The organism is Liquorilactobacillus satsumensis (genome assembly GCF_964065465.1).
GTDB lineage: Bacteria > Bacillota > Bacilli > Lactobacillales > Lactobacillaceae > Liquorilactobacillus > Liquorilactobacillus satsumensis.
Genome location: NZ_OZ061606.1, coordinates 863,506 through 881,414 on the forward strand (window position 1 = coordinate 863,506; position 17,909 = coordinate 881,414).

Annotated in this window: 25 protein-coding genes and 1 tRNA gene; 6 read left to right on the plus strand and 20 right to left on the minus strand. The window is 37.8% G+C overall.

The genetic code is table 11. From position 1 onward, the window contains the following. Nucleotides 1-71 precede the first annotated feature (71 nt). The 15 genes from AB3Y88_RS04070 to AB3Y88_RS04140 all read right to left on the minus strand — a co-directional run bounded on the left by AB3Y88_RS04070 (nucleotide 72) and on the right by AB3Y88_RS04140 (nucleotide 8,014). Nucleotides 72-890, minus strand: a complete 819-nt coding sequence (locus tag AB3Y88_RS04070; protein ID WP_367293379.1) for an ATP-binding protein — start codon at nucleotides 888-890, stop codon at nucleotides 72-74. Nucleotides 891-901: 11 nt separating this feature from the next. Further along, nucleotides 902-1,684 (minus strand): conserved phage C-terminal domain-containing protein, encoded by a 783-nt coding sequence (locus AB3Y88_RS04075; protein WP_367293380.1) that lies wholly within the window; start codon nucleotides 1,682-1,684, stop codon nucleotides 902-904. Nucleotides 1,685-1,698: 14 nt separating this feature from the next. Further along, nucleotides 1,699-2,106, minus strand: coding sequence for a single-stranded DNA-binding protein (locus tag AB3Y88_RS04080; protein ID WP_367293381.1), 408 nt, complete (start codon nucleotides 2,104-2,106; stop codon nucleotides 1,699-1,701). A gap of 15 nt (nucleotides 2,107-2,121) precedes the next feature. Further along, nucleotides 2,122-2,676 (minus strand): NUMOD4 domain-containing protein, encoded by a 555-nt coding sequence (locus AB3Y88_RS04085; RefSeq protein ID WP_367293382.1) that lies wholly within the window; start codon nucleotides 2,674-2,676, stop codon nucleotides 2,122-2,124. After that, nucleotides 2,648-3,343, minus strand: coding sequence for a putative HNHc nuclease (locus tag AB3Y88_RS04090; protein WP_367293383.1), 696 nt, complete (start codon nucleotides 3,341-3,343; stop codon nucleotides 2,648-2,650). The genes AB3Y88_RS04085 and AB3Y88_RS04090 overlap by 29 nt, the downstream gene beginning before the upstream one ends. Before the next feature lie 2 nt (nucleotides 3,344-3,345). Then, a complete protein-coding gene (locus tag AB3Y88_RS04095) occupies nucleotides 3,346-4,029 on the minus strand; it encodes an ERF family protein (RefSeq protein ID WP_367293384.1) in 684 nt (227 codons plus the stop codon). Further along, nucleotides 4,026-4,505, minus strand: a complete 480-nt coding sequence (locus tag AB3Y88_RS04100; protein ID WP_367293385.1) for a siphovirus Gp157 family protein — start codon at nucleotides 4,503-4,505, stop codon at nucleotides 4,026-4,028. The genes AB3Y88_RS04095 and AB3Y88_RS04100 overlap by 4 nt, the downstream gene beginning before the upstream one ends. Then, on the minus strand, nucleotides 4,502-4,891 hold the full coding sequence (locus AB3Y88_RS04105) for a hypothetical protein (RefSeq protein ID WP_367293386.1): 390 nt from the start codon (nucleotides 4,889-4,891) through the stop codon (nucleotides 4,502-4,504). Before AB3Y88_RS04105 ends, AB3Y88_RS04100 begins: the two co-directional genes overlap by 4 nt. Then, complete coding sequence (locus AB3Y88_RS04110) at nucleotides 4,888-5,154, minus strand: hypothetical protein (RefSeq protein WP_367293387.1); 267 nt, start codon at nucleotides 5,152-5,154, stop codon at nucleotides 4,888-4,890. The genes AB3Y88_RS04105 and AB3Y88_RS04110 overlap by 4 nt, the downstream gene beginning before the upstream one ends. A gap of 349 nt (nucleotides 5,155-5,503) precedes the next feature. Beyond that, nucleotides 5,504-5,923: a hypothetical protein gene (locus AB3Y88_RS04115; protein WP_367293388.1), complete on the minus strand. Its 420-nt coding sequence runs from the start codon at nucleotides 5,921-5,923 to the stop codon at nucleotides 5,504-5,506. 11 nt (nucleotides 5,924-5,934) lie between these two features. Then, the gene (locus tag AB3Y88_RS04120) at nucleotides 5,935-6,240 is read right to left on the minus strand and encodes a hypothetical protein (protein ID WP_367293389.1); all 306 of its coding nucleotides are present in this window, start codon (nucleotides 6,238-6,240) and stop codon (nucleotides 5,935-5,937) included. A 180-nt stretch (nucleotides 6,241-6,420) separates the two neighbouring features. After that, on the minus strand, nucleotides 6,421-6,750 hold the full coding sequence (locus AB3Y88_RS04125) for a DUF771 domain-containing protein (protein ID WP_367293390.1): 330 nt from the start codon (nucleotides 6,748-6,750) through the stop codon (nucleotides 6,421-6,423). Nucleotides 6,751-6,754: 4 nt separating this feature from the next. Beyond that, nucleotides 6,755-6,964 (minus strand): hypothetical protein, encoded by a 210-nt coding sequence (locus AB3Y88_RS04130; protein WP_367293391.1) that lies wholly within the window; start codon nucleotides 6,962-6,964, stop codon nucleotides 6,755-6,757. Between the two features lie 2 nt (nucleotides 6,965-6,966). Then, nucleotides 6,967-7,779 carry an ORF6N domain-containing protein gene (locus tag AB3Y88_RS04135; protein WP_367293392.1) on the minus strand — a complete coding sequence of 271 codons (813 nt, stop codon included), beginning with the start codon at nucleotides 7,777-7,779 and terminating at the stop codon, nucleotides 6,967-6,969. A gap of 4 nt (nucleotides 7,780-7,783) precedes the next feature. Then, the gene (locus AB3Y88_RS04140; RefSeq protein ID WP_367293393.1) at nucleotides 7,784-8,014 is read right to left on the minus strand and encodes a helix-turn-helix transcriptional regulator; all 231 of its coding nucleotides are present in this window, start codon (nucleotides 8,012-8,014) and stop codon (nucleotides 7,784-7,786) included. A gap of 152 nt (nucleotides 8,015-8,166) precedes the next feature. Here AB3Y88_RS04140 and AB3Y88_RS04145 point away from each other — a divergent pair, with 152 nt between their 5' ends. The 5 genes from AB3Y88_RS04145 to AB3Y88_RS04165 all read left to right on the plus strand — a co-directional run bounded on the left by AB3Y88_RS04145 (nucleotide 8,167) and on the right by AB3Y88_RS04165 (nucleotide 11,897). Next, nucleotides 8,167-8,859 (plus strand): helix-turn-helix domain-containing protein, encoded by a 693-nt coding sequence (locus tag AB3Y88_RS04145; protein WP_367293394.1) that lies wholly within the window; start codon nucleotides 8,167-8,169, stop codon nucleotides 8,857-8,859. Between the two features lie 135 nt (nucleotides 8,860-8,994). After that, a complete protein-coding gene (locus AB3Y88_RS04150) occupies nucleotides 8,995-9,540 on the plus strand; it encodes a hypothetical protein (protein WP_367293395.1) in 546 nt (181 codons plus the stop codon). A 57-nt stretch (nucleotides 9,541-9,597) separates the two neighbouring features. Then, nucleotides 9,598-10,110, plus strand: a complete 513-nt coding sequence (locus AB3Y88_RS04155) for an SHOCT domain-containing protein (protein WP_367293396.1) — start codon at nucleotides 9,598-9,600, stop codon at nucleotides 10,108-10,110. A 13-nt stretch (nucleotides 10,111-10,123) separates the two neighbouring features. Beyond that, the gene (locus AB3Y88_RS04160; protein WP_367293397.1) at nucleotides 10,124-10,669 is read left to right on the plus strand and encodes a DUF5067 domain-containing protein; all 546 of its coding nucleotides are present in this window, start codon (nucleotides 10,124-10,126) and stop codon (nucleotides 10,667-10,669) included. Nucleotides 10,670-10,763: 94 nt separating this feature from the next. Continuing rightward, complete coding sequence (locus AB3Y88_RS04165) at nucleotides 10,764-11,897, plus strand: tyrosine-type recombinase/integrase (protein WP_367293398.1); 1,134 nt, start codon at nucleotides 10,764-10,766, stop codon at nucleotides 11,895-11,897. A gap of 62 nt (nucleotides 11,898-11,959) precedes the next feature. Here AB3Y88_RS04165 and AB3Y88_RS04170 read toward each other — a convergent pair. From AB3Y88_RS04170 to AB3Y88_RS04180, 3 genes are all read right to left on the minus strand, one after another. Further along, nucleotides 11,960-12,033 (minus strand) — tRNA-Arg (locus AB3Y88_RS04170). Between the two features lie 99 nt (nucleotides 12,034-12,132). Next, a complete protein-coding gene (locus AB3Y88_RS04175; RefSeq protein ID WP_056961033.1) occupies nucleotides 12,133-13,425 on the minus strand; it encodes a DEAD/DEAH box helicase in 1,293 nt (430 codons plus the stop codon). A gap of 18 nt (nucleotides 13,426-13,443) precedes the next feature. Continuing rightward, nucleotides 13,444-14,454, minus strand: coding sequence for a Gfo/Idh/MocA family protein (locus AB3Y88_RS04180; RefSeq protein ID WP_228889621.1), 1,011 nt, complete (start codon nucleotides 14,452-14,454; stop codon nucleotides 13,444-13,446). A 227-nt stretch (nucleotides 14,455-14,681) separates the two neighbouring features. Between AB3Y88_RS04180 and AB3Y88_RS04185 the strand changes: the two genes are divergently transcribed. Beyond that, a complete protein-coding gene (locus tag AB3Y88_RS04185) occupies nucleotides 14,682-15,065 on the plus strand; it encodes a DUF4828 domain-containing protein (RefSeq protein ID WP_056961031.1) in 384 nt (127 codons plus the stop codon). A 168-nt stretch (nucleotides 15,066-15,233) separates the two neighbouring features. Here AB3Y88_RS04185 and hemH read toward each other — a convergent pair whose 3' ends face one another. After that, nucleotides 15,234-16,199, minus strand: coding sequence for a ferrochelatase (hemH, locus tag AB3Y88_RS04190; protein ID WP_228889737.1), 966 nt, complete (start codon nucleotides 16,197-16,199; stop codon nucleotides 15,234-15,236). A gap of 219 nt (nucleotides 16,200-16,418) precedes the next feature. After that, on the minus strand, nucleotides 16,419-17,786 hold the full coding sequence (gene rlmD, locus AB3Y88_RS04195) for a 23S rRNA (uracil(1939)-C(5))-methyltransferase RlmD (protein ID WP_056961042.1): 1,368 nt from the start codon (nucleotides 17,784-17,786) through the stop codon (nucleotides 16,419-16,421). Nucleotides 17,787-17,909: the final 123 nt, after the last annotated feature.

Genomic DNA, 17,909 nt, shown 5'->3' on the forward strand with positions numbered 1-17,909 from the left:
TACCTGCATGCCACAATTTGTTTCGATATGCTCAATGCCTGTGCCACCGCATAGCTTACATTCACGCATGTTTACCTCCTATGGTCGTCGATTCCATTAAACGAAAATGTGTTGCCGCTACCGTGCATTTTTAGTCTTCCAAACGTCCGTGCACCATATCTTTCTTCATAGGTGTTTCCTGCAAGGTTTGAAGTTACGACAATGCTTTCGTTTTCTCTTGCCCTAAAAATCGTATCTACAACGCTCAGCGAGTAATCACTGTCTCTCTCAGCTCCTAAATCATCCAGCACCAGCAAATCACATTTTTTAGCTTCTTCTAGGCATTGATTCACTTTTTTGCCAATGTCATCATTGCTGATCCCCATTTTCAGCTGGTCCATCAACTGTGGAAAGTCAATAAACATAGCCTTTTTCATGTAGTTATTGCGTTTTAAATAGTCAAGCATAATTCCAACTGCCAAATGCGTCTTTCCGGTGCCTGTTTGGCCTACCAGTAGTGCATGCACAGTTTCATCGCATAGCTTAGCTGAAATATTTCTTGCATAAGTTAAAGCTCGCTTCTCATTGACCGTTCCAGTTGAATAATTAGCAAAACTTTTGCTGAACACCTTTAATGAACTAGTAACTGAGGCTTTTTCTAAATAACCATAGGCATCATTTTTATAAGCCTTGATTGTCAAATCAACATTTTCGTTGCGCCGTTCTTTTGCCTTGCTGTCTGCTTCTTTGTACCCACACCCTGGGGTTGCACAAGCTCCAGCCATCTTTTCACCTTTTTTGTTGAAAATTTTTGGACGAAGCAATAGTTTGTGGCACTTAGGGCACTTAATACCGTAAGTTTCAAACAGTCGTTCTTCCATTTCTGCAAATGCATCTGCCACGCTTTCCATGCTTTCGCCTCCTAAAATGGTAGATTATCATAAACGCTCGGGTCATTTTCGCCCTCAAAATGGTTGTAGCGTTGCTTGCCCTTGCTTGCTTTCTGATTCAAGTAGCTCTCAAACTTGGTTCCAAACAGTGTTTCAGGCCTAAGATATTTAGCCATATCAGTGTTTTTCCATTCAGCTACTTTGTTATCAATAACTCTTTTAAAATCATCTAAGCTAAACTTCTCCTTAAACCTAGCTTTGATTAAAGTTTGAGTTTTTTTAGTAGTTGCTCGATAACTTGTTTCTGCTTTTTCATTCAAGTAGTCGATTATTTCTTTGTAAGGGAGATGTGGTTCTGCTTTAGCAGGACTATATGTTTTACTATCCTTACCTAACCTATCCTTACCTAACCTAACCTGTGCGGTCCATTTGTTGTCCAGTGGACGTCCAGTTGGCTTACCCGTGTCAGCACGGGGTTTAGGATTGATTACTTCTGCTTCAGGAAGAATCTTTAAAAGCATGTTTTTGTAGATTGAATCAACTTTTCTGTCAGCCCTAATTCGATTGTTTTCATTCCAATCAGTAATATAAGTGACTAAATCTTTATTAAGCACTACGACAAATTCTTTTGCTGCTAAGATTCTAAGGTCATCTTCAACTGCCCCAACTTGTCGCATGATGGTAAAAGCCTCAACTACTCCGTCATCATCAGCATGCAGTCCAAGATGAAAATATAAAGCTTGACTACTAAGTGGCATTTTTAAAAACTTTGCGCTGTTAGTAATTCGATTACTAAACATTCTTCTTTGAGCCATAATTGGTATACCTCCTAGAACGGCAACGAATCATCATCAATATTAATCTGTTTATCGTTTGAATATTGATTATTCTGCTGGCTAGATTGAGTATTCTGATTACTGCTTTTTGATTCAAGAAAAGTTAGCTGATTAATATTCACATCTGTTGTGTAAACCTTTTGCCCGTTTTTCTCATAGCTGCCTGTTCTAATTTCTCCGCTTATTCCTAGCAAGCTTCCTTTGTGGAAGTAATTTGCAAAGGTTTCTGCCCGTTTGCCACTTGCTGTTAATCTAATAAAGTCTGATTCATATTCTCCCTGCTGATTCTTAAAGTTTCTTTGAACAGCAATAGTTGAATTTGCAAAAGCTGTTCCGCTTGCACTATATCTAAGTTCAGGGTCTGCAACTAAACGCCCTGTTAAATTAACTGAGTTCATCATCTTTATCTATCCTTCCTAATTGACGTATTCAAATTTATAATTACCTGTAGTAAATCGTTTTCCATTCGCACATTCACAAATATGACTATTTTGTAAGCCTAATTTTTTGCTAGCTTGTAAAACACTTTCGAAAATTTTATTGCTCTTAGTATCGATATTGGTAGCAATAACTCTCTTGCTATTTTTCTTAGAAACACGTTTATTTCTGCTGCCATAATTAATGTTATATGACGGTGTACACCATTCGAGATTTTCTAAGCGGTTATCATCAGTTTTTTCATTTAGATGATTCACTTGAAGATTATTTTTATATGGAGTACCACTAAAAGATGACAATTCTAATCTGTGAACCATCATAGTTTTTTGGTTTTTGTTTCTGCAAAGGTATACCTGCATATATCCGTCCGCATTCCTACTCTGTTTTAGAATTTTTTCTCTTCTAATAGCCATTTCCATTTTTCCGTGGTGTGGTATCAAGAATTTTTTCTCCAAACTTTTGACCCTTCCTAAATTTGATATTTCATAAAGATCTTCATAACCTTTAATTGATTTCCAAATCTCTTTTTTCAAACTTATCTAATCCTTTCTTAGACATGATATTGAATCTTATTAAATCTTCATCATTAAGTCTTATGGGCCTAATATGGTACTTACTCATGAATGAGTTAATTCCAATGCGATGCTGCTCTTGATGGCAAAAAACGCATAGAGACATGAAATACATTTTTCTTTCGTCTATCGTTCTGCGATTTCTACCCATACCAACGGCTTTAAAATGGGCAAGCTGTGCGTTTTTTCTTCCACATATGACGCAAGTTCTGTTTTTCATACACAATAACTGTTTTGGAAAAAAATCTGGTATGCTCTCCCAAGTTTTCAGTTTGAAAGGTATATCCTCTGTGAACAGATAATCTAATATTTCCAAAATCATGTAGTTAGCAACTGTCATCGAACAATCAGACAAGCTGAATGGCTTAATACCAAGATCAAGGTGAGTCTTGAATTTAAAACGCTTCTCCCATTCCTCAGGAACATCTCCGGTGTAGTCGCACATATCATTCAGCAGCGCCCATATCTTCTTACGTTGATCAGGGCTAATTTGTCTTCCGTCTTGAATACTCAATTCAACTGTTGGCTGTTTATCGTTTGCCAGCTTTTGCAGCTTGTACATATCTAGTTCTTCGCCTAATTCGATTTCAACCTTGTTATTTGAAATCTTGATTAGCTTGCCGAACATGATTAGAATTCCTCAAATACTTTGTCTTTACCAAGGCTGTTCTTCATTTCTTCCAAAATATGACAAGTGATATTTGCTTTTTCATTTGCATCCGCTGTTTTCCATTCAGGTTTAGTAGCTGCTTGCTTTAGTGCCTCTTGCTGAACTGTTTTTACGTCAGATTGTGTAGCAAGGGAAATGGCTTTTAAATATCCAATAATTAAAGCTTTCTTCTGAATCATTGGATCATTTTTCTGATATGATTTTTTTGCACTTTGACCAGTAGTTTTCGTTGCTTGACGATTCGTTTGATTGTAATGTTCGTCAGTGTCAGCGTCCTTTGTATCGTCAATTAGGAACAGTCCATTCAAGGCATATTTACGTGCGTATGAGCTTGCTGTACCTGTTATCTGACTGTCGTCCATGCCTTTCTTAGAAACACTCTCGCGTGCATATCCTGTTGTCTTAAATTCACCATCAGGAGTTGTGAGTGTTGCTGTGGCTTTGATATAATGCCACTCCCCAATTAATGTAGGTTCATCAGTAATAGTAAGTGTTGAATTCAAAGCTCTTAGAATAGGTTTCAAGGCTGTCAGAATGTCTTCTGTACTTCGATATTTATATTTACCAAAGCTGTTGTATTGACCCTTAGGAGCTTTCAACGTGCTTTGGATAGTAACTAAAGTGTTCTGCTTTTCCTCGGTCATTTAATTACCACCTTTCGACTAGGCTTTAAGCTTGCTCCTTCTACATAGATACCGTTTTTTAAGTCTTCATAGAGCATTTTTTTATTTAGCTTGATAACTGTTTCAACAGTTGCATACTTGCTTGAAATCTGGTTTTCATCGTTGATGATCACACTTGCCTTGTAATTTCTAGGCTTTAAGAAATGATTATCTGTTTTAACTTCCTTGTACCCAGCGTTATCAATTGCTTCTGTTAGATACTGATTAAGTTGCTTATTCTTATTTTTTAAAGTAGTCTGCAATTCTCGCAACTCTTGAATTTTCTTTGTAAGCCAATCTACATTCATTTGATTGCGCTCAATCCAAGTAGCAATGTTGTCAACCTTGCTATTGAATGTATCTTCAATGCTGTCCAACGTGTCCTTAATCATTTCAGGATCTAAATCATCTCGATTAGCAAGTTCTGTATATTTATCTGTTAATTCAAATAGGTTCATTTCAATTCCTCCAAACTTATGCCATATTTTGTTGCCAGCCCCATAAATGTGTTTAAATGATTGTCACAAAATGATTCATGGTGTTCTAGTAGTTTTTTATCATCGGTTAATATCCAGTCCCACATCTCAACAACTGAGGCCATGAATTTAGATGAAATTCCCCGACCGTTTATTGCTTTTGTATATCCAAATCTAATGTCGTCCTTTAAATCATCAAGAATATTTTCCTCACACCATTCTTTTGGATTGTGTGTTGCATCATCTTTAAGTTCGAGTCCTAAAAGCTTAAGCTCACTTTTTGGCGTATATTCTCCCAATCTATAGGCATCTCTTCCGTCAATACAGTCACTTTTAAAATTTTTTAAAACAAATTCAAGACTCTTCATTCCAATTCCTCCAATTCATTAATTCTCATGTAGTTAATTTCATTGGCAAACAGCCAGCCCTCACAGAACTCTTCGTCTATATTAGGTAGCTTTGTCTCGAATACATATTCTATCCATTTATGCAAGCCCTCAGCTTTAACTAGGTATGCCGACTGTGAACCAAACTCAATCAGAAAATAGCTCTCGTTGGTTAAATCATTCGACTCCCAGTCTTCATATACACGAGTGCCATTTGGCAACAATGCACCAATTTTAGTTTCCATCAACTTTCCCTCCTGTTATCATTTGAAATCAGCTCCTTAACGTAATTAATTATTTTCGTGCGTGTTGGTTCATCAGCTCGCCTTAAACTGTCAGTAAACTTTGAAAAAGTGTCGTTCACTACACGATCGTCTAACCTTGTGTGTGACAATTGCACTAGTATTTGATATTCTTCATCAGTTATTTTGTGTTTGAGATAGCCTCCAAATGGATAAATTGAAATGCTCGAAGTTGAAACGTACCCAATAGGCTAATTACCATATCTAAAACTTGGCATACTGCTATCCATTTCAAGCTTTAGTTTGCTACCAATATTTTCTAATGCTTGTTGTGCCTGTTCGTTATTCATGGCTATTTCTCCTTTAATCCATTTCCAAAAAACTTGTTGAAAAACATTTTTTTGTGCTTCAATTCTTCCACTTCACGTTGCTTCTTCGCAATATCTGAATCAAGGCTCCCGTTGATAATATCCATGTCAATTTTTAATTCATCTGGGCTTGCTGGCAGGATTTCCAAATTATCTGATTTGTCATTAATGTTTTTATATTCCAAAGATGTGTTTCCCCAACTGTCAGTGAAAACTGCCACTCTAATTGTTGGCAAATCTTGAAAATCAAGAAATTCAATAATCACTCCAGAATTGATAGTTGCAGGGTCATAATGCTTGTCTAAAATTCTTACCGTGTCGCCTATTTTAAATTCATTTACCTTTGTTACTTTTTGTTCTTCAATCACAAACTTCTTACCATTTAAATCAATTGTTTTTGTCATTTCTGTTCCTCCTAGTTTTCCATTGATAAGTCTTCTGCTAAATCAAACATGTCTTGTACATCATCATCAGGAACGTTGTAAAAATAGTCGTAACCCATTTTTTGTGCGGCCTGATTCAATATTTCTATGCTGAAAAAATCGTCATTCACCTTTCTTTCTGGAGTGTGATAAAATAAACGTGTAAATATATTTCTAATCGAGCTGATTGCACTCAGCTCTTTTTTATTTGCTTTCATCTTGATATGCCCACTTTGAAAGCACTCCACCGATGCAAAAGCAGATAAACCCAAATGCCAATGTGAAAATTCCGTATCCAATCATGCTCTACCATTCCTTCCTTCGTACGATCCTATAAAATATGCAAGAACGATTGTGGCTAGCCAGCCTACAAGTAACATCACTTCACCTCCTTTTATTTGCATTGCATAAAGCCGCAAGCACGATTCCTGTGAACTCTCCAATCACTCCGCCAATTAGCACTCCTAGCCAAAACATAGTCATTTTGGAATCTTTGCCTCCCAATCAATGCGCTGCCTGTTTTCTTCCATCCATTCGCAAGCTGGCTTAGCAAAAATGACAAATTTGGTTCCTTTTCCATGAGCAGGTATTAGCCAACCACCATTTTTTACATCTATTTCTTTTTTGAACGGTGCAAAAACATAGGTTGAAACCCAAGGCTTATCTTTTCCGCCACAGCAAGCTTTACGAAATTCATCAATTCCCCACGTCCGTCCTGAGAGTTCCTTGCTAAGCATCTCATCAGCTAATTTGTGTACAGGCTCTTGTAGGACGTTTCTCAGCACTTCTTCATTTAAAAGAGTTGGCATACGATCACTCCTTTTCATCAGTAAGATATAAATCGCTCATACCTAGCAAGTCAGCAATGCTAGTAAGAAGGCTTAAATTAAGCTCTTGAACGTCTTCTACTGTTGCTTTTCTTTGAGATTTTCCATACTCCCCAACCATCAAGTCAGGATTAAGTTCACTGTTGTTATAGTCAAGAAGTACTTTTAATGTTTCACGAATATTTTCAATTTCCATTTTCAAGCCCCCTGCTGTCTATATTTCTTAATAGCATCTAATCCTTTGTCAAAATAAATCCATTGCGGCGTTTCTCTACTTGAATATTGAGACTTGCCATTAGCCCAACGGCCATATTTATTTTGCTCAGGTTGTTTAGCCTTCAAATGAAGTTTGTTGGAAATTCTTCCAACCATATTCGCTGTTAAGCCTTGACCAATTTTTTCAGCAACTTGCTTAGCTGAATACTCTGCCTTATTCATAATGGGTAAAATCGTTTCGTCAGTAATCATTGATGCAACTTTAGAAAAAAGTCTTTGTTGTTCAATTCCCTCTGGCATTTTCAAGGCAACATCATAAAGCAATTTCGCTCGCCTAGTAGCAGCATTTGTTTCTAGAATAGCCAAACGTTTGTCCTTCAATAGTTCTGGCTGATTATTCTTAATTGCTTGTCGCATGTTGAAATAGTTATCGACCAGTTCGTCATAAATTTCCCAAGCTTTATCATCTTCAAGTATTTTGAGAAGTTTCGCATATCCACGTTCAGATGCTAAGTAAATGTTTGAGGCCCTGTTCCACGCATTTTGACTAAAGCCATATTTTTCCTTATCCTTCTGAGGGATAACGGTTTTTAAATCAATCAAGTCAATTCCTGACTTAAATCTTTTTATATTTCGATTAATAAGCTCATTAATTTTGTACACTGGCCTGTCGTGAACTTTTGCAATGTCTGGTACCAGCATCGCTTTTTTGCCTTCGCCAAATCCGCCCTCAATTCCAGTAAATTCATATTTTCCAATGTGTTGTTTCCCGATTGCTTTTAATTCTGTTTTCATAATTTCACTTCCTCACTTTTTCTTTTTGTTCACTAATTGTGAACTTTCGAGGCAAAAAAATTTCCTCGATTGAATGACAATAGTGGCTAGCTAAACAAAACATTTCATTCATCTTAAACTGTGTTTTACCATTTTCTTTGTTTCTATATGAAGCCTCTGTAATACCAAGCATTTCTGCAACATCTTTTTGGGTTTCATTTTTCTCTTTTCTAAGGGCTAAAAGTTTGTATTGCATTTTTGCTCACCTCTTTTCTATATTTTTATAGTACACTATTCGTGAACATTAATCAATAGAAAAGGCAAAAAAAGTTCACTTTTCGTGTTTTTTATGTTGACTAAGTTCACAGCCAAGCATATTATATAGGTATAGATAAGGAGATGAACAATTTGGATTTAGCTAAATATGCTGGACTAGTTATTAAAAATCTTCGTGAAGAAAAAAATTTGACTCAAACTGAATTGGCTAACAAAGTTGGTGTTGTAAAAGGAGCAATTGCTAATTATGAGGCTGGTCTTAGGTCACCCAAGCAAGATACTTTGTTTGCGTTAGCAAATGCTTTAGGTGTTAGCATTAATAGATTTTTCCCAGAATCTAACAGTGGTAATGATATTCTATCTATTTACGAAGAGCTTGAACCATTAAGGCAAAAACAAGTTTATCATTTTGCTGAAGCGCAATTATATGAGCAAAACAGTAAAACCGTTCGTTCAGGGCGTGCAACCGCTGCTGGTGCTCCTATAGATGGTGACTATCAAGACAGCCAGCAAGAAATGGTAGTCATTAGAAACGAAGTTCCTAGAGGCGCCGATGAAGTTGTAACAATTGCTGGAGATTCTATGGAACCTTTGCTTCCAAAAGGTTCGCAGGCTTTTTTACATTATCAGCCAGTGCCTGATACCGATGGACAAGTAGTAATTGTTAGGATTAAAGATGTAGGCGTTACTTGCAAGAAGATTTATCGTGAAGATGGAAAAATCAGATTGAAATCTATCAATGATAAATATGAAGACATGGTTTATCCTGCACAAGATGTTGATGTAATTGGGAAAATTATGTTAGAGGAAAAGAAAAAGTCCTAGCCCTCCCGATAGGATGTGAAGGCTAAGACTTATCATGTATCTGAGTAAAATATACCACTACTCAGATATTTTTACATAATGATTTATATTTTTTATTAACACATATTATTTTTAAATTATCAGGGGGGATTCGTGGTGGACGATAAAAAAGAGCCTAAGTTTTGGAAAGGCGATGCAGTTGCGGGATTTGTGTATGGCATGTTTGGAGGACTATTTGTTGGAATATTAAATATAGCTTTTCTACATGTTTGGCATCTAGGACTAATTGTGTGGATTGTCGTTTGGTTAACAGTTGGGACACAGCCTAAATTTAAAGATAAAAGAACGCCTGAACAGATTAAAGATGATGATTCTAAATTTTGGAATCATGTTCATGAAGAAAACGAAAAAGACAAAGAAGAAAAAGCTTTAAAAGCTCAACGGCCTGTTGTTCAAAATATTACCATTAATGAGCAGCCTAAGAAAAAATACAAGCGTCATGCTCCAAAATGCCCTAAATGTAAATCACATGATATTCAAGTGCTTGATAATAGACGCAAAGCATTTTCTTTAGGCAAGGCTGCAATAGGCGGTGTTATATATGGCGGTATTGGAACAATAGTTGGTTTTGCAGGTAAACGTGGTAAAAAATATGATGCTATATGTATGCAATGTGGCAAGAAATTCAAAATAAAATTTTAGCGTGCACTCGTCCAAAATCTGACGACTTTAAAAGCTGAATCATTAGGGGGATTTATCATGAACATTAAAAGGATTGTCATAGGAGCTGTACAATTATTATTAGCTTTTATAACCTATGACGAAGCAAGCACTGCATCAAAGCTATTTGCATTTGCTAATTCAGATTCTGGATCATTTGCTGCAACAAGTGGCATAATTATGGCATTTGCTTGTGCAGTGACAGGAATTATATTAATAGTGACCAGCAAGCAGGATCAACGCTGGGTTTTCTGGACTGTTTTAATAATCACTTTGATTTTTGGGTTCATCGCAATTATGTCATCATCTAAATATTTCCAAGATCTTATGATTTTTGCTTGGGGATATATAATTTTAACAGCGATAGCTCTTTTCAGATTTAGTAAAAAAAGCAAGCAACAAATTAAAGCTGAAACAAAAAGCACCCTAAATAAGGTTTCTGCAAATGACGATTCAACAGATGAATTAATAAAAATGAAAAAACTTTTTGATGATGGTGTAATTACTCAAGAAGAATTTGAAGCTAAGAAAAAGCAACTACTTAAATTATAAAAAAAGGTGAAATATGAAAAAAATATCATCAGTCCTATTATGCTTAGCAGGCATTTCCATTCTCACAGCTTGTAGTAATAATACAAACTCAAAAAACAATTCTAGCAAAAAATCTGTTGTTAAAGTCAAAAAACAACAGAAATATTACTTTAAAAACAATGTAGCTGAAATACACGATCTTAAAATTGAAATTACTAAGGTTGAGGTTAAGAATGCAGATCAAACAAATTCTTACTCAGACAAGCCACTAATTATTTTTCATTACAAGGTAACTAATAAGACTAACAAGGATATCGATCCTATAAGTGCTTGGCAAGCGGTGTTCACTGCTTATCAAGATAATGATGCTAACAGCGTTAATAAATTGGAGATAGGTTCAACTATCGATGAACAGTATTTAGATACTCAATCAGAAAAAATAAAGAAAAATGGAACAGTTAAAAATGAATCAACTTATGAACTTACAGATATGAAAACTCCAGTTAAGCTTCAAGCTACAAAAGGTTATGACGGATCTAAGATAGGATCTCAGACATATAAAATTGAACAACAACAATAAAAAACACATCTCTCCCCGACCAAGACGAAAGATGTGCTAACAGATTACTAAGGGAGCTTACGCTCCTATTACATTATAAAGGAGGTGAAATATTATGGCAAGCTACCGTAAAATGAGTACTGGCTGGAAAGTGATAGTTTCAAAGAGAGATCAAAACGGAAAACTCAGGCAAATGTCTAAAAGTGGATTTTCAACAAAAAGCGAAGCTAAGGTATATGCTGCCAAAATTGAGTCTCAAAACGGAAGCGTCATAGTTGCCAAGCGTGATGTAGTTTTTTCTGAGTACTTTGACAATTGGTATAAAACGTATAAAGAAAACAGAGTAGCAGCATCTACATTAAATAGGTACCGGGTTACTTCGAGCATTATCAAAAAATATTTCGGCAACCAAAAGCTGCAAAGCATAAAGAGGAATCACTACCAAAAATTCATTAACGTTTTTGGTAAGAACCATTCAAAAGATACTATGCAAAAAACTAACAGCACAGTTAAAGCGTGCATACGAGCAGCAATCTTTGACGACATCATTACCAAGGACTTTACTACTGACGTTGAGCTAGTTTACGACAGTGAGAGAACTTTACGAGTTGAATACCTTAATGTATCTGAAATAAATCAGCTTATAAATATGACTGCTAGTAAGCTTTCTCCACGTTTTACAAGCCGATATATGATACTAACGGCGATTTACACTGGAATGCGTTTAGGAGAAATCCAAGCACTCACATGGAAAGATATAAGCTTTGAGCGCCACACTATTTCAATTAACAAAGCATGGAACTACCAAGAAGGCGGAGGCTTCAAAAAGCCTAAGACAAGTTGCTCTTACCGCACTGTCAGAGTTAACAAAACACTGTTGGGATATTTGAAGCAACTCAAAACAAACAACTATAAAATGGTATTTGAAAACGATCAAAGCACCATTCCAAGTTCCAATGCTGTGAATATAAAACTGCGTGCGCTATTAAAGGAATGCGGTTTAAAGAAGAAAAACTTTCATTTTCATAGTCTGCGTCACTCACATGTCGCTTACCTTTTATTTAAAGGCGTTGATATATATGCTATTAGTAAGAGGCTTGGTCACTCAGACATGACGACAACAGTTAAAAAATATGCCTATTTGATCGATGAGTACAAAGCCCGTAGCGACGACAAAATTGAATCCTTAATAGACCATTTAGGAGGACAACAACTGGACAACAAAGTTGCATTTCTTAGCCTTCCTTAACATTTTATAATCGTGTAAATGCTGTTATACCGGCATTCCCATTTTCTAGCATATGTTAAAAATGCGCTTGATCGGAATCGAACCGATGACCTACCGCTTAGGAGGCGGTCGCTCTATCCTGCTGAGCTACAAGCGCATGACGCACAATTAAAGCACTAACTCTATTAGTATAGAAATTAAATTGCATAAAGTCAATACTTCGCTTGCAAGTCATCTTTGGAGAAGAAACAGGCATTTACTGTATTTTCTTAGAAACACGTCTCTTTCCCTTATTAAGTTGGTCTCGTTTTCGCTTTTTATGCCCTTTGTGCTTTTTCTTCAAAGAAACTGAGTTGTCCATTTTAACCGGTTTGCTTGTGCGTGGCTTCACATTCTTGGAAGTGCGGTCAAGGGGGCTTTTAAGCTCTGATTTTGCTGCAACCTCATTTGCTTTAAGCAATTTACCGCCAAAAAGTTCTCCTTGGACGGGCTCATAGCCACCAGCACGCAACAACTGACGAAAGGTCCTGAGAACATGCTCATTACCCAAGTTAATCACAGCACCTTGAGCTCCCATTCTCCCAGTACGACCGACCCGATGAATATAAATCGTAATATCTGCAGGTAAATCATAATTGACCACTGCGGGCAACTGTTGAATATCCAAACCGCGAGCAGCCACGTCAGTTGTCAGTAACAGTTTAATCTTTCCTTGTCTCAGTTGTTCCAATGAACGCTGCCGCTCCTGTTGCCGACTTTGACCTTCAAGAGTCGCTACCGGCACTTTTTGGTAATCTAGTTTAGCTGCGACTTCCTCAAGCACCGCAACTTGTTTGAAGAATACCAATGCACTAAAGCCTTCTAAGTGTGCAAGCCGACGTAAAGCTTCTGTTCGTTTACGTGTGGGAGTTTCGAGCAAGTAGTGTGTCACTTCCCCTTGCGTTTGATCCTGTGCCCGCACATCGTAAGTTTTAATCGGCACCCCAAACCAGTGTTCCAGTTGTTGAAAAATATCTGCAGTAGTAGCGGAAAAAAAGCTCAATTGAACTTGGCGCCCAGGAGCATGCGCGAGCAATGCACGACAAGCCGTAAGTGTTTCGTCTGTCAACAGTTCATCAGCTTCATCAAAGACCACCGCGTGTAAATGATGCAATTTAAGCTTCTTAGCGTCAGCCAACTCTAACATTCTACCTGGTGTCCCGACAATCACTTCTGGCTTTTTTTTAAGTTTTTCGAGTTGCCGTTTAACATTTGCTCCGCCAATCAAAGTTGTGACTTTGAGTTCTTTTAATGCTGCCCAGCGCCTAATCACCGTTGCAAGTTGGGCGGCAAGTTCTTGTGAAGGTGCCACGATCATCAACTGCACGCCTTGAGCCGGTACAACATTTTCTAAAAGCGGCAACGTATATGCCAAGGTTTTGCCTGAACCGGTTGGTGCAAGACCTAAAATACTCTCTCCAGCTTTTAGCGGTTGATACACCGTCTGTTGAATAATTGTTTGTTGCGTATATCCTTGTTCTTTAAAAAATTCTTGAAATTTTAAATCCATCTTTTCCTCTTCTATTTCTTATCTAAACTCAAAGTCTGCTCTGAATTGAAGCTGTGCACTCTGTCTGAGAGAATATAAAACCCGATTTACCTGCACAGCTACCGCTAACCAGTCTTCCATTAACTGTTTATTACTAAGCGATTCGGGCCTTTGCAACACGGCTGTAAAATTTTTGACCTCTGCAACCATTGGATTCTCAGCAGTCTTTTGCGTCAAATCTGTTTTTGAACCATCTGCTGCAAAATAAGTAACCTTTTTCAGCTCTGCGGCATTATCCAGCCAGAGCGTATCCCGCGCACCATAAATCTCACTTGGAAGATACGAAGTAGCAGTTTTACCAAGATTAAGCGTAACTTCAAAATCAGCATACTGTAAAATTGCAACCCCTTTACCATCAATTCCGTTACGTAATTTATGTGGAAAATACATTGCCTTTTGCGGCATTCCAAACCAAGAAACTGCATCATACACCAGATAAACCCCAAGATCTTGCAGTGCTCCACCAGAAAAATCCAGAGAAAAAACGTTGGGTTCACTACCCGCCAGAAAGTCATCAAAGCGTGACGAGTATTTTAGGTAAGTCAATGTAGCTCCTTGTAACGTTTTCATTTTTCGAAGCTGCCGTTCAGCGGCTTTAAAGTTCGGCTCATGAAAATGCCGTGCAGCTTCAAAATAAAAGATGTGGTGCTTACGCCGCAGCAATCTAATTAAGACCTTCATCTCATTAGGATTTGAACAGGCCGGTTTTTCAACAATCACATGCTTATCTGCTAGAATCGCTTGTCGTGCCTGTGCAAAATGCAAACTATTAGGCGACGCAATATAAACAACATCAAAATCACCTTCTGCAAAAAAAGTATCTAAATCACGATACCCTTTAATTTCCCCCGCAAAATCAGCTGCAAAAGCGCGAGCTCGCTCAAGGTTACGCGAAAAAACACTTGTAAGTTGCCACCCACCGACTTCTTGGGTAGCCTCAACAAATTGTTTAGTGATCCATCCCGTTCCAATTACCCCTAATTTTAACATTTGTACCCCTCCTTTGCTTTTTTCACTATAAGCATTGTATCAAAAAAAAGACGGACCGTATATCAAGGCGGACGGTTATGAAACATACATCACAAAAATATTTCATTTGTTTCATATTAGTGTTAAATTTCAGTTGAATGGCTACTTTATCGGACAAAAAAATGTTATATTATATGTGAAAATATTAGTCCAAGTTTTTATTGTTTACGAGGGAGGAGCGCAGTAAAATGAGCCGAAACCAGAAAAACACGGGATTCAGGTTGCGCAATCACCTCAGCTTTCTTCCGCTGTTTAGAAAACATCATCGCAGCGTAGATCTTCCTGCTTATTACATTGGCAAGTGGAATTTCACAGATGATTTGAATGGACGTATCCATGTTTTACAGATCACAGAACCCCTTGATGTTCTAATTGATGGGCGCAAGCTTCCCGGAAAAATAGTTCACTTGGATGAAAAGGAATTGCTTTTTTTAGATAACTATGGTTACCATCTTCGTGTTGATCTTTCAGAACATAAGCCAATCAGCCTATTTGATGAGGCAGACAATCAAGTCTATCCTGTTACAAGGTGTGAAACCTTGCAAACAAATGATCCAGCATCGGAAAAATAATTTTAGCCTTTCATTCTATGAAAACTACTTTTTTAATTCGTGAGTTCAACCTGTAAAAAATAAAAAGGCTGAGAGAAAATTGGAAACTATTTCCAGTTTTGTCCCAGCTTTTTTATTAGTTTTTAGACCGCGCAAATCCCAAAAAACCGCATCTTTTTTAAGCTCTCTTTAACGCAGCGCGTGCTGATCTGCAGGCGCAACCGCTAAATTTTTAAGTACCTTAATAAAATCCTCATCATCATTTAAACACGGAACAACATCATAGGTCTGCCCGCCAGCGGACATAAAATATTCCCTGTTTTCGAGCTGTAATTCATGCAGCGTCTCCAAACAATCCGAAACAAACGCCGGTGAAACAACCAAAACATTTTTAATTCCAGTCTGTGGTAAACTTTTCAACGTGTGATCTGTGGCTGGCTCTAACCACTTAGCCCTTCCAAATTTAGACTGAAAGGTTTCCAATACGGGAATAGTGCCCAACTTCTCACGTAAAAGTTGGGTTGTAGCATGACATTGGCGTGCATACGGATCCCCTTTTGCAACGTAGCTTTCTGGAATTCCATGATAAGAGAGTAGCAATTTATCATAATGCTTTTGTTGCCAGGCATTTTTAATCTTTGCTGCCAATACTTCGATATAATCTGGTGCCTGATAAAAAGAGGTTAACACGCGCAGATTAGGCACAAAAGTACTTTTATGATAGAATGCAGTAATTTCATCCGTCACAGACCCGACTGTCGTAGTCGAATATTGCGGATAAAGTGGAATGATTGTTAATTCTTCCACCTGCTCACGGGCAAATTCACGCAAGACTTCTGGAATAAACGGTGCACTATAACTGAAAGCATACTTCACTATTCTGTCTGGCAGCAAAGCTTGCAGGCGTGTCGCTTGTTTTTGAGTGTAATATGCCAACGGTGACCCATAGTCTTGTGACCAAATTGCTTGATACATCTTTGCAGAGGCTGCGGGCCGCTTAGGCAGGATCATCAATTCTAAAATGGGTTTCCACAACAAACGCGGCATTGCAATCACCCGCGGGTCACCTAAAAAGCGTCTTAAATATGGTCTGACTGCCGCCGCAGTGGGTGCCACGGGAGTCCCCAAGTTAATTAATAAAATTCCCTTTTTCATAGTCAATCACCGGCTATCTTCTATAATTTGCTTCCTTTAATTAAGTAAATTACATTAACTTTTACCGAATGTCAATTCCCTAACTACACGTTAATTAGCTCGCAAACTGCTTAGAAGTTTCCTGACTAGTAGGCTAGAGCTGCGTTAAAATATTAAAATACTAATTATGCATTAAACTATGAGAGCTTGTTTTTTTATCCTTGCGTAATTTTTAACCTTTTAAGCACGTTCCAAAACAGTGACTGATTCGACATGTACCGTTTGCGGAAACTGATCGACAGGTAAAATTGGCTGCTTAATTTCATATCCTTGCTGGATAAATATCTGTAAATCACGAACCAAGGTTGCCGGATTGCAACTGACATACACAATTTTACGTGGGGCTAATGTAACTGTACTTTGAATAACTTCATTATCCAAGCCCTTACGCGGTGGATCAAAAACTACAACATCAGGCTTTAGTCCCGCTTGTGACCACTTAGTCATCCATTCACTTGCCGTTCCAACTTCAAAAGTAGTATTAGCAATTTTATTCATTTCTGCATTTTTACGTGCATCAGCAATCGCTTCTGGGACAATCTCTACCCCATAAACCTGTTTCGCTTTTGCAGCTAGATTCAATGAAATCGTGCCAATTCCACAATATGCATCAATCACGGTCTCGTTTCCTGTCAGCTCTGCACGCTGCGCAACTTCTTGGTAGAGTCTTTCAGTCTGAACAGAATTAACCTGATAAAAAGAATGTGCAGAAATTGCAAAACTGATTCCATTTAAAGTATCGGTAATTTGTGCTTTACCCGCTAACAAACGATCTTTGCTCCCCAAAATTACATTTGTTTTTTCTTGATTGATATTTTGAATCACACTCACAACATCAGGGCATTCTTGCAGAATTGCCTGCGTGATTTGTTCACTTTGTGGCATCCTTTTAGTTCGTGTAACCAGAATTACCATGACCTCATGGGAGTAGTGTCCCCGACGCACAATCAGATGGCGTAAAATTCCACTATGCCCGTCTTCGTTATAGGCAATTACCTGGTATTTACGCATAATATCACGAACTTTTTTGACAACTTCATCAATCCGCGGATCCTGAATTAAGAAATTTTCCATTGGAATCAGACGATGGCTGTTTTGGTGAAAAAAGCCCGTTTCCAATTGGCCGCGAACCATCCTGACAGGAATCTGCGCCTTATTTCGATAGTGAGTCGGTGTGGTCATCCCGACAGTCGGTGCCACCTGCAGTTGCTCCAAATGTGCTTTTTTCAGCAATTCAACAATTTGCGTGCGTTTAAATTCAAGCTGCGCTGCATATTTAAGATGCTCTAATGGCGCAATCCCAGTTTGCATATATTTATCTTCTATAGCTGTTGCTCGTTGTGGACTGTCATTTAACCGTTTAATTACCTTCGCAAAACCGAAATTTTTTCCGGCTTTCATCACGTGCGCCACTACAGTTTCACCTGGAAGTGCATTGGCAATAAACAACGGATAGCGCTCAATTTTTGCGACCCCTTTGCCTTCATAACTTAGGTCGGTGATTGTTAATTCTAATTCTTGATTTTTGGTTACAGGTGCTTTATTCATTTCTTTCTCCTTTGTATTAGAAGTGCCTAACAATTTGCAACCGCCAACACCAACTCCAAATTGCCAAGTTGACATCCTTAAACTCTGTACAATTTGGAAATTAGCTCCAGCAGCTGATTGCGG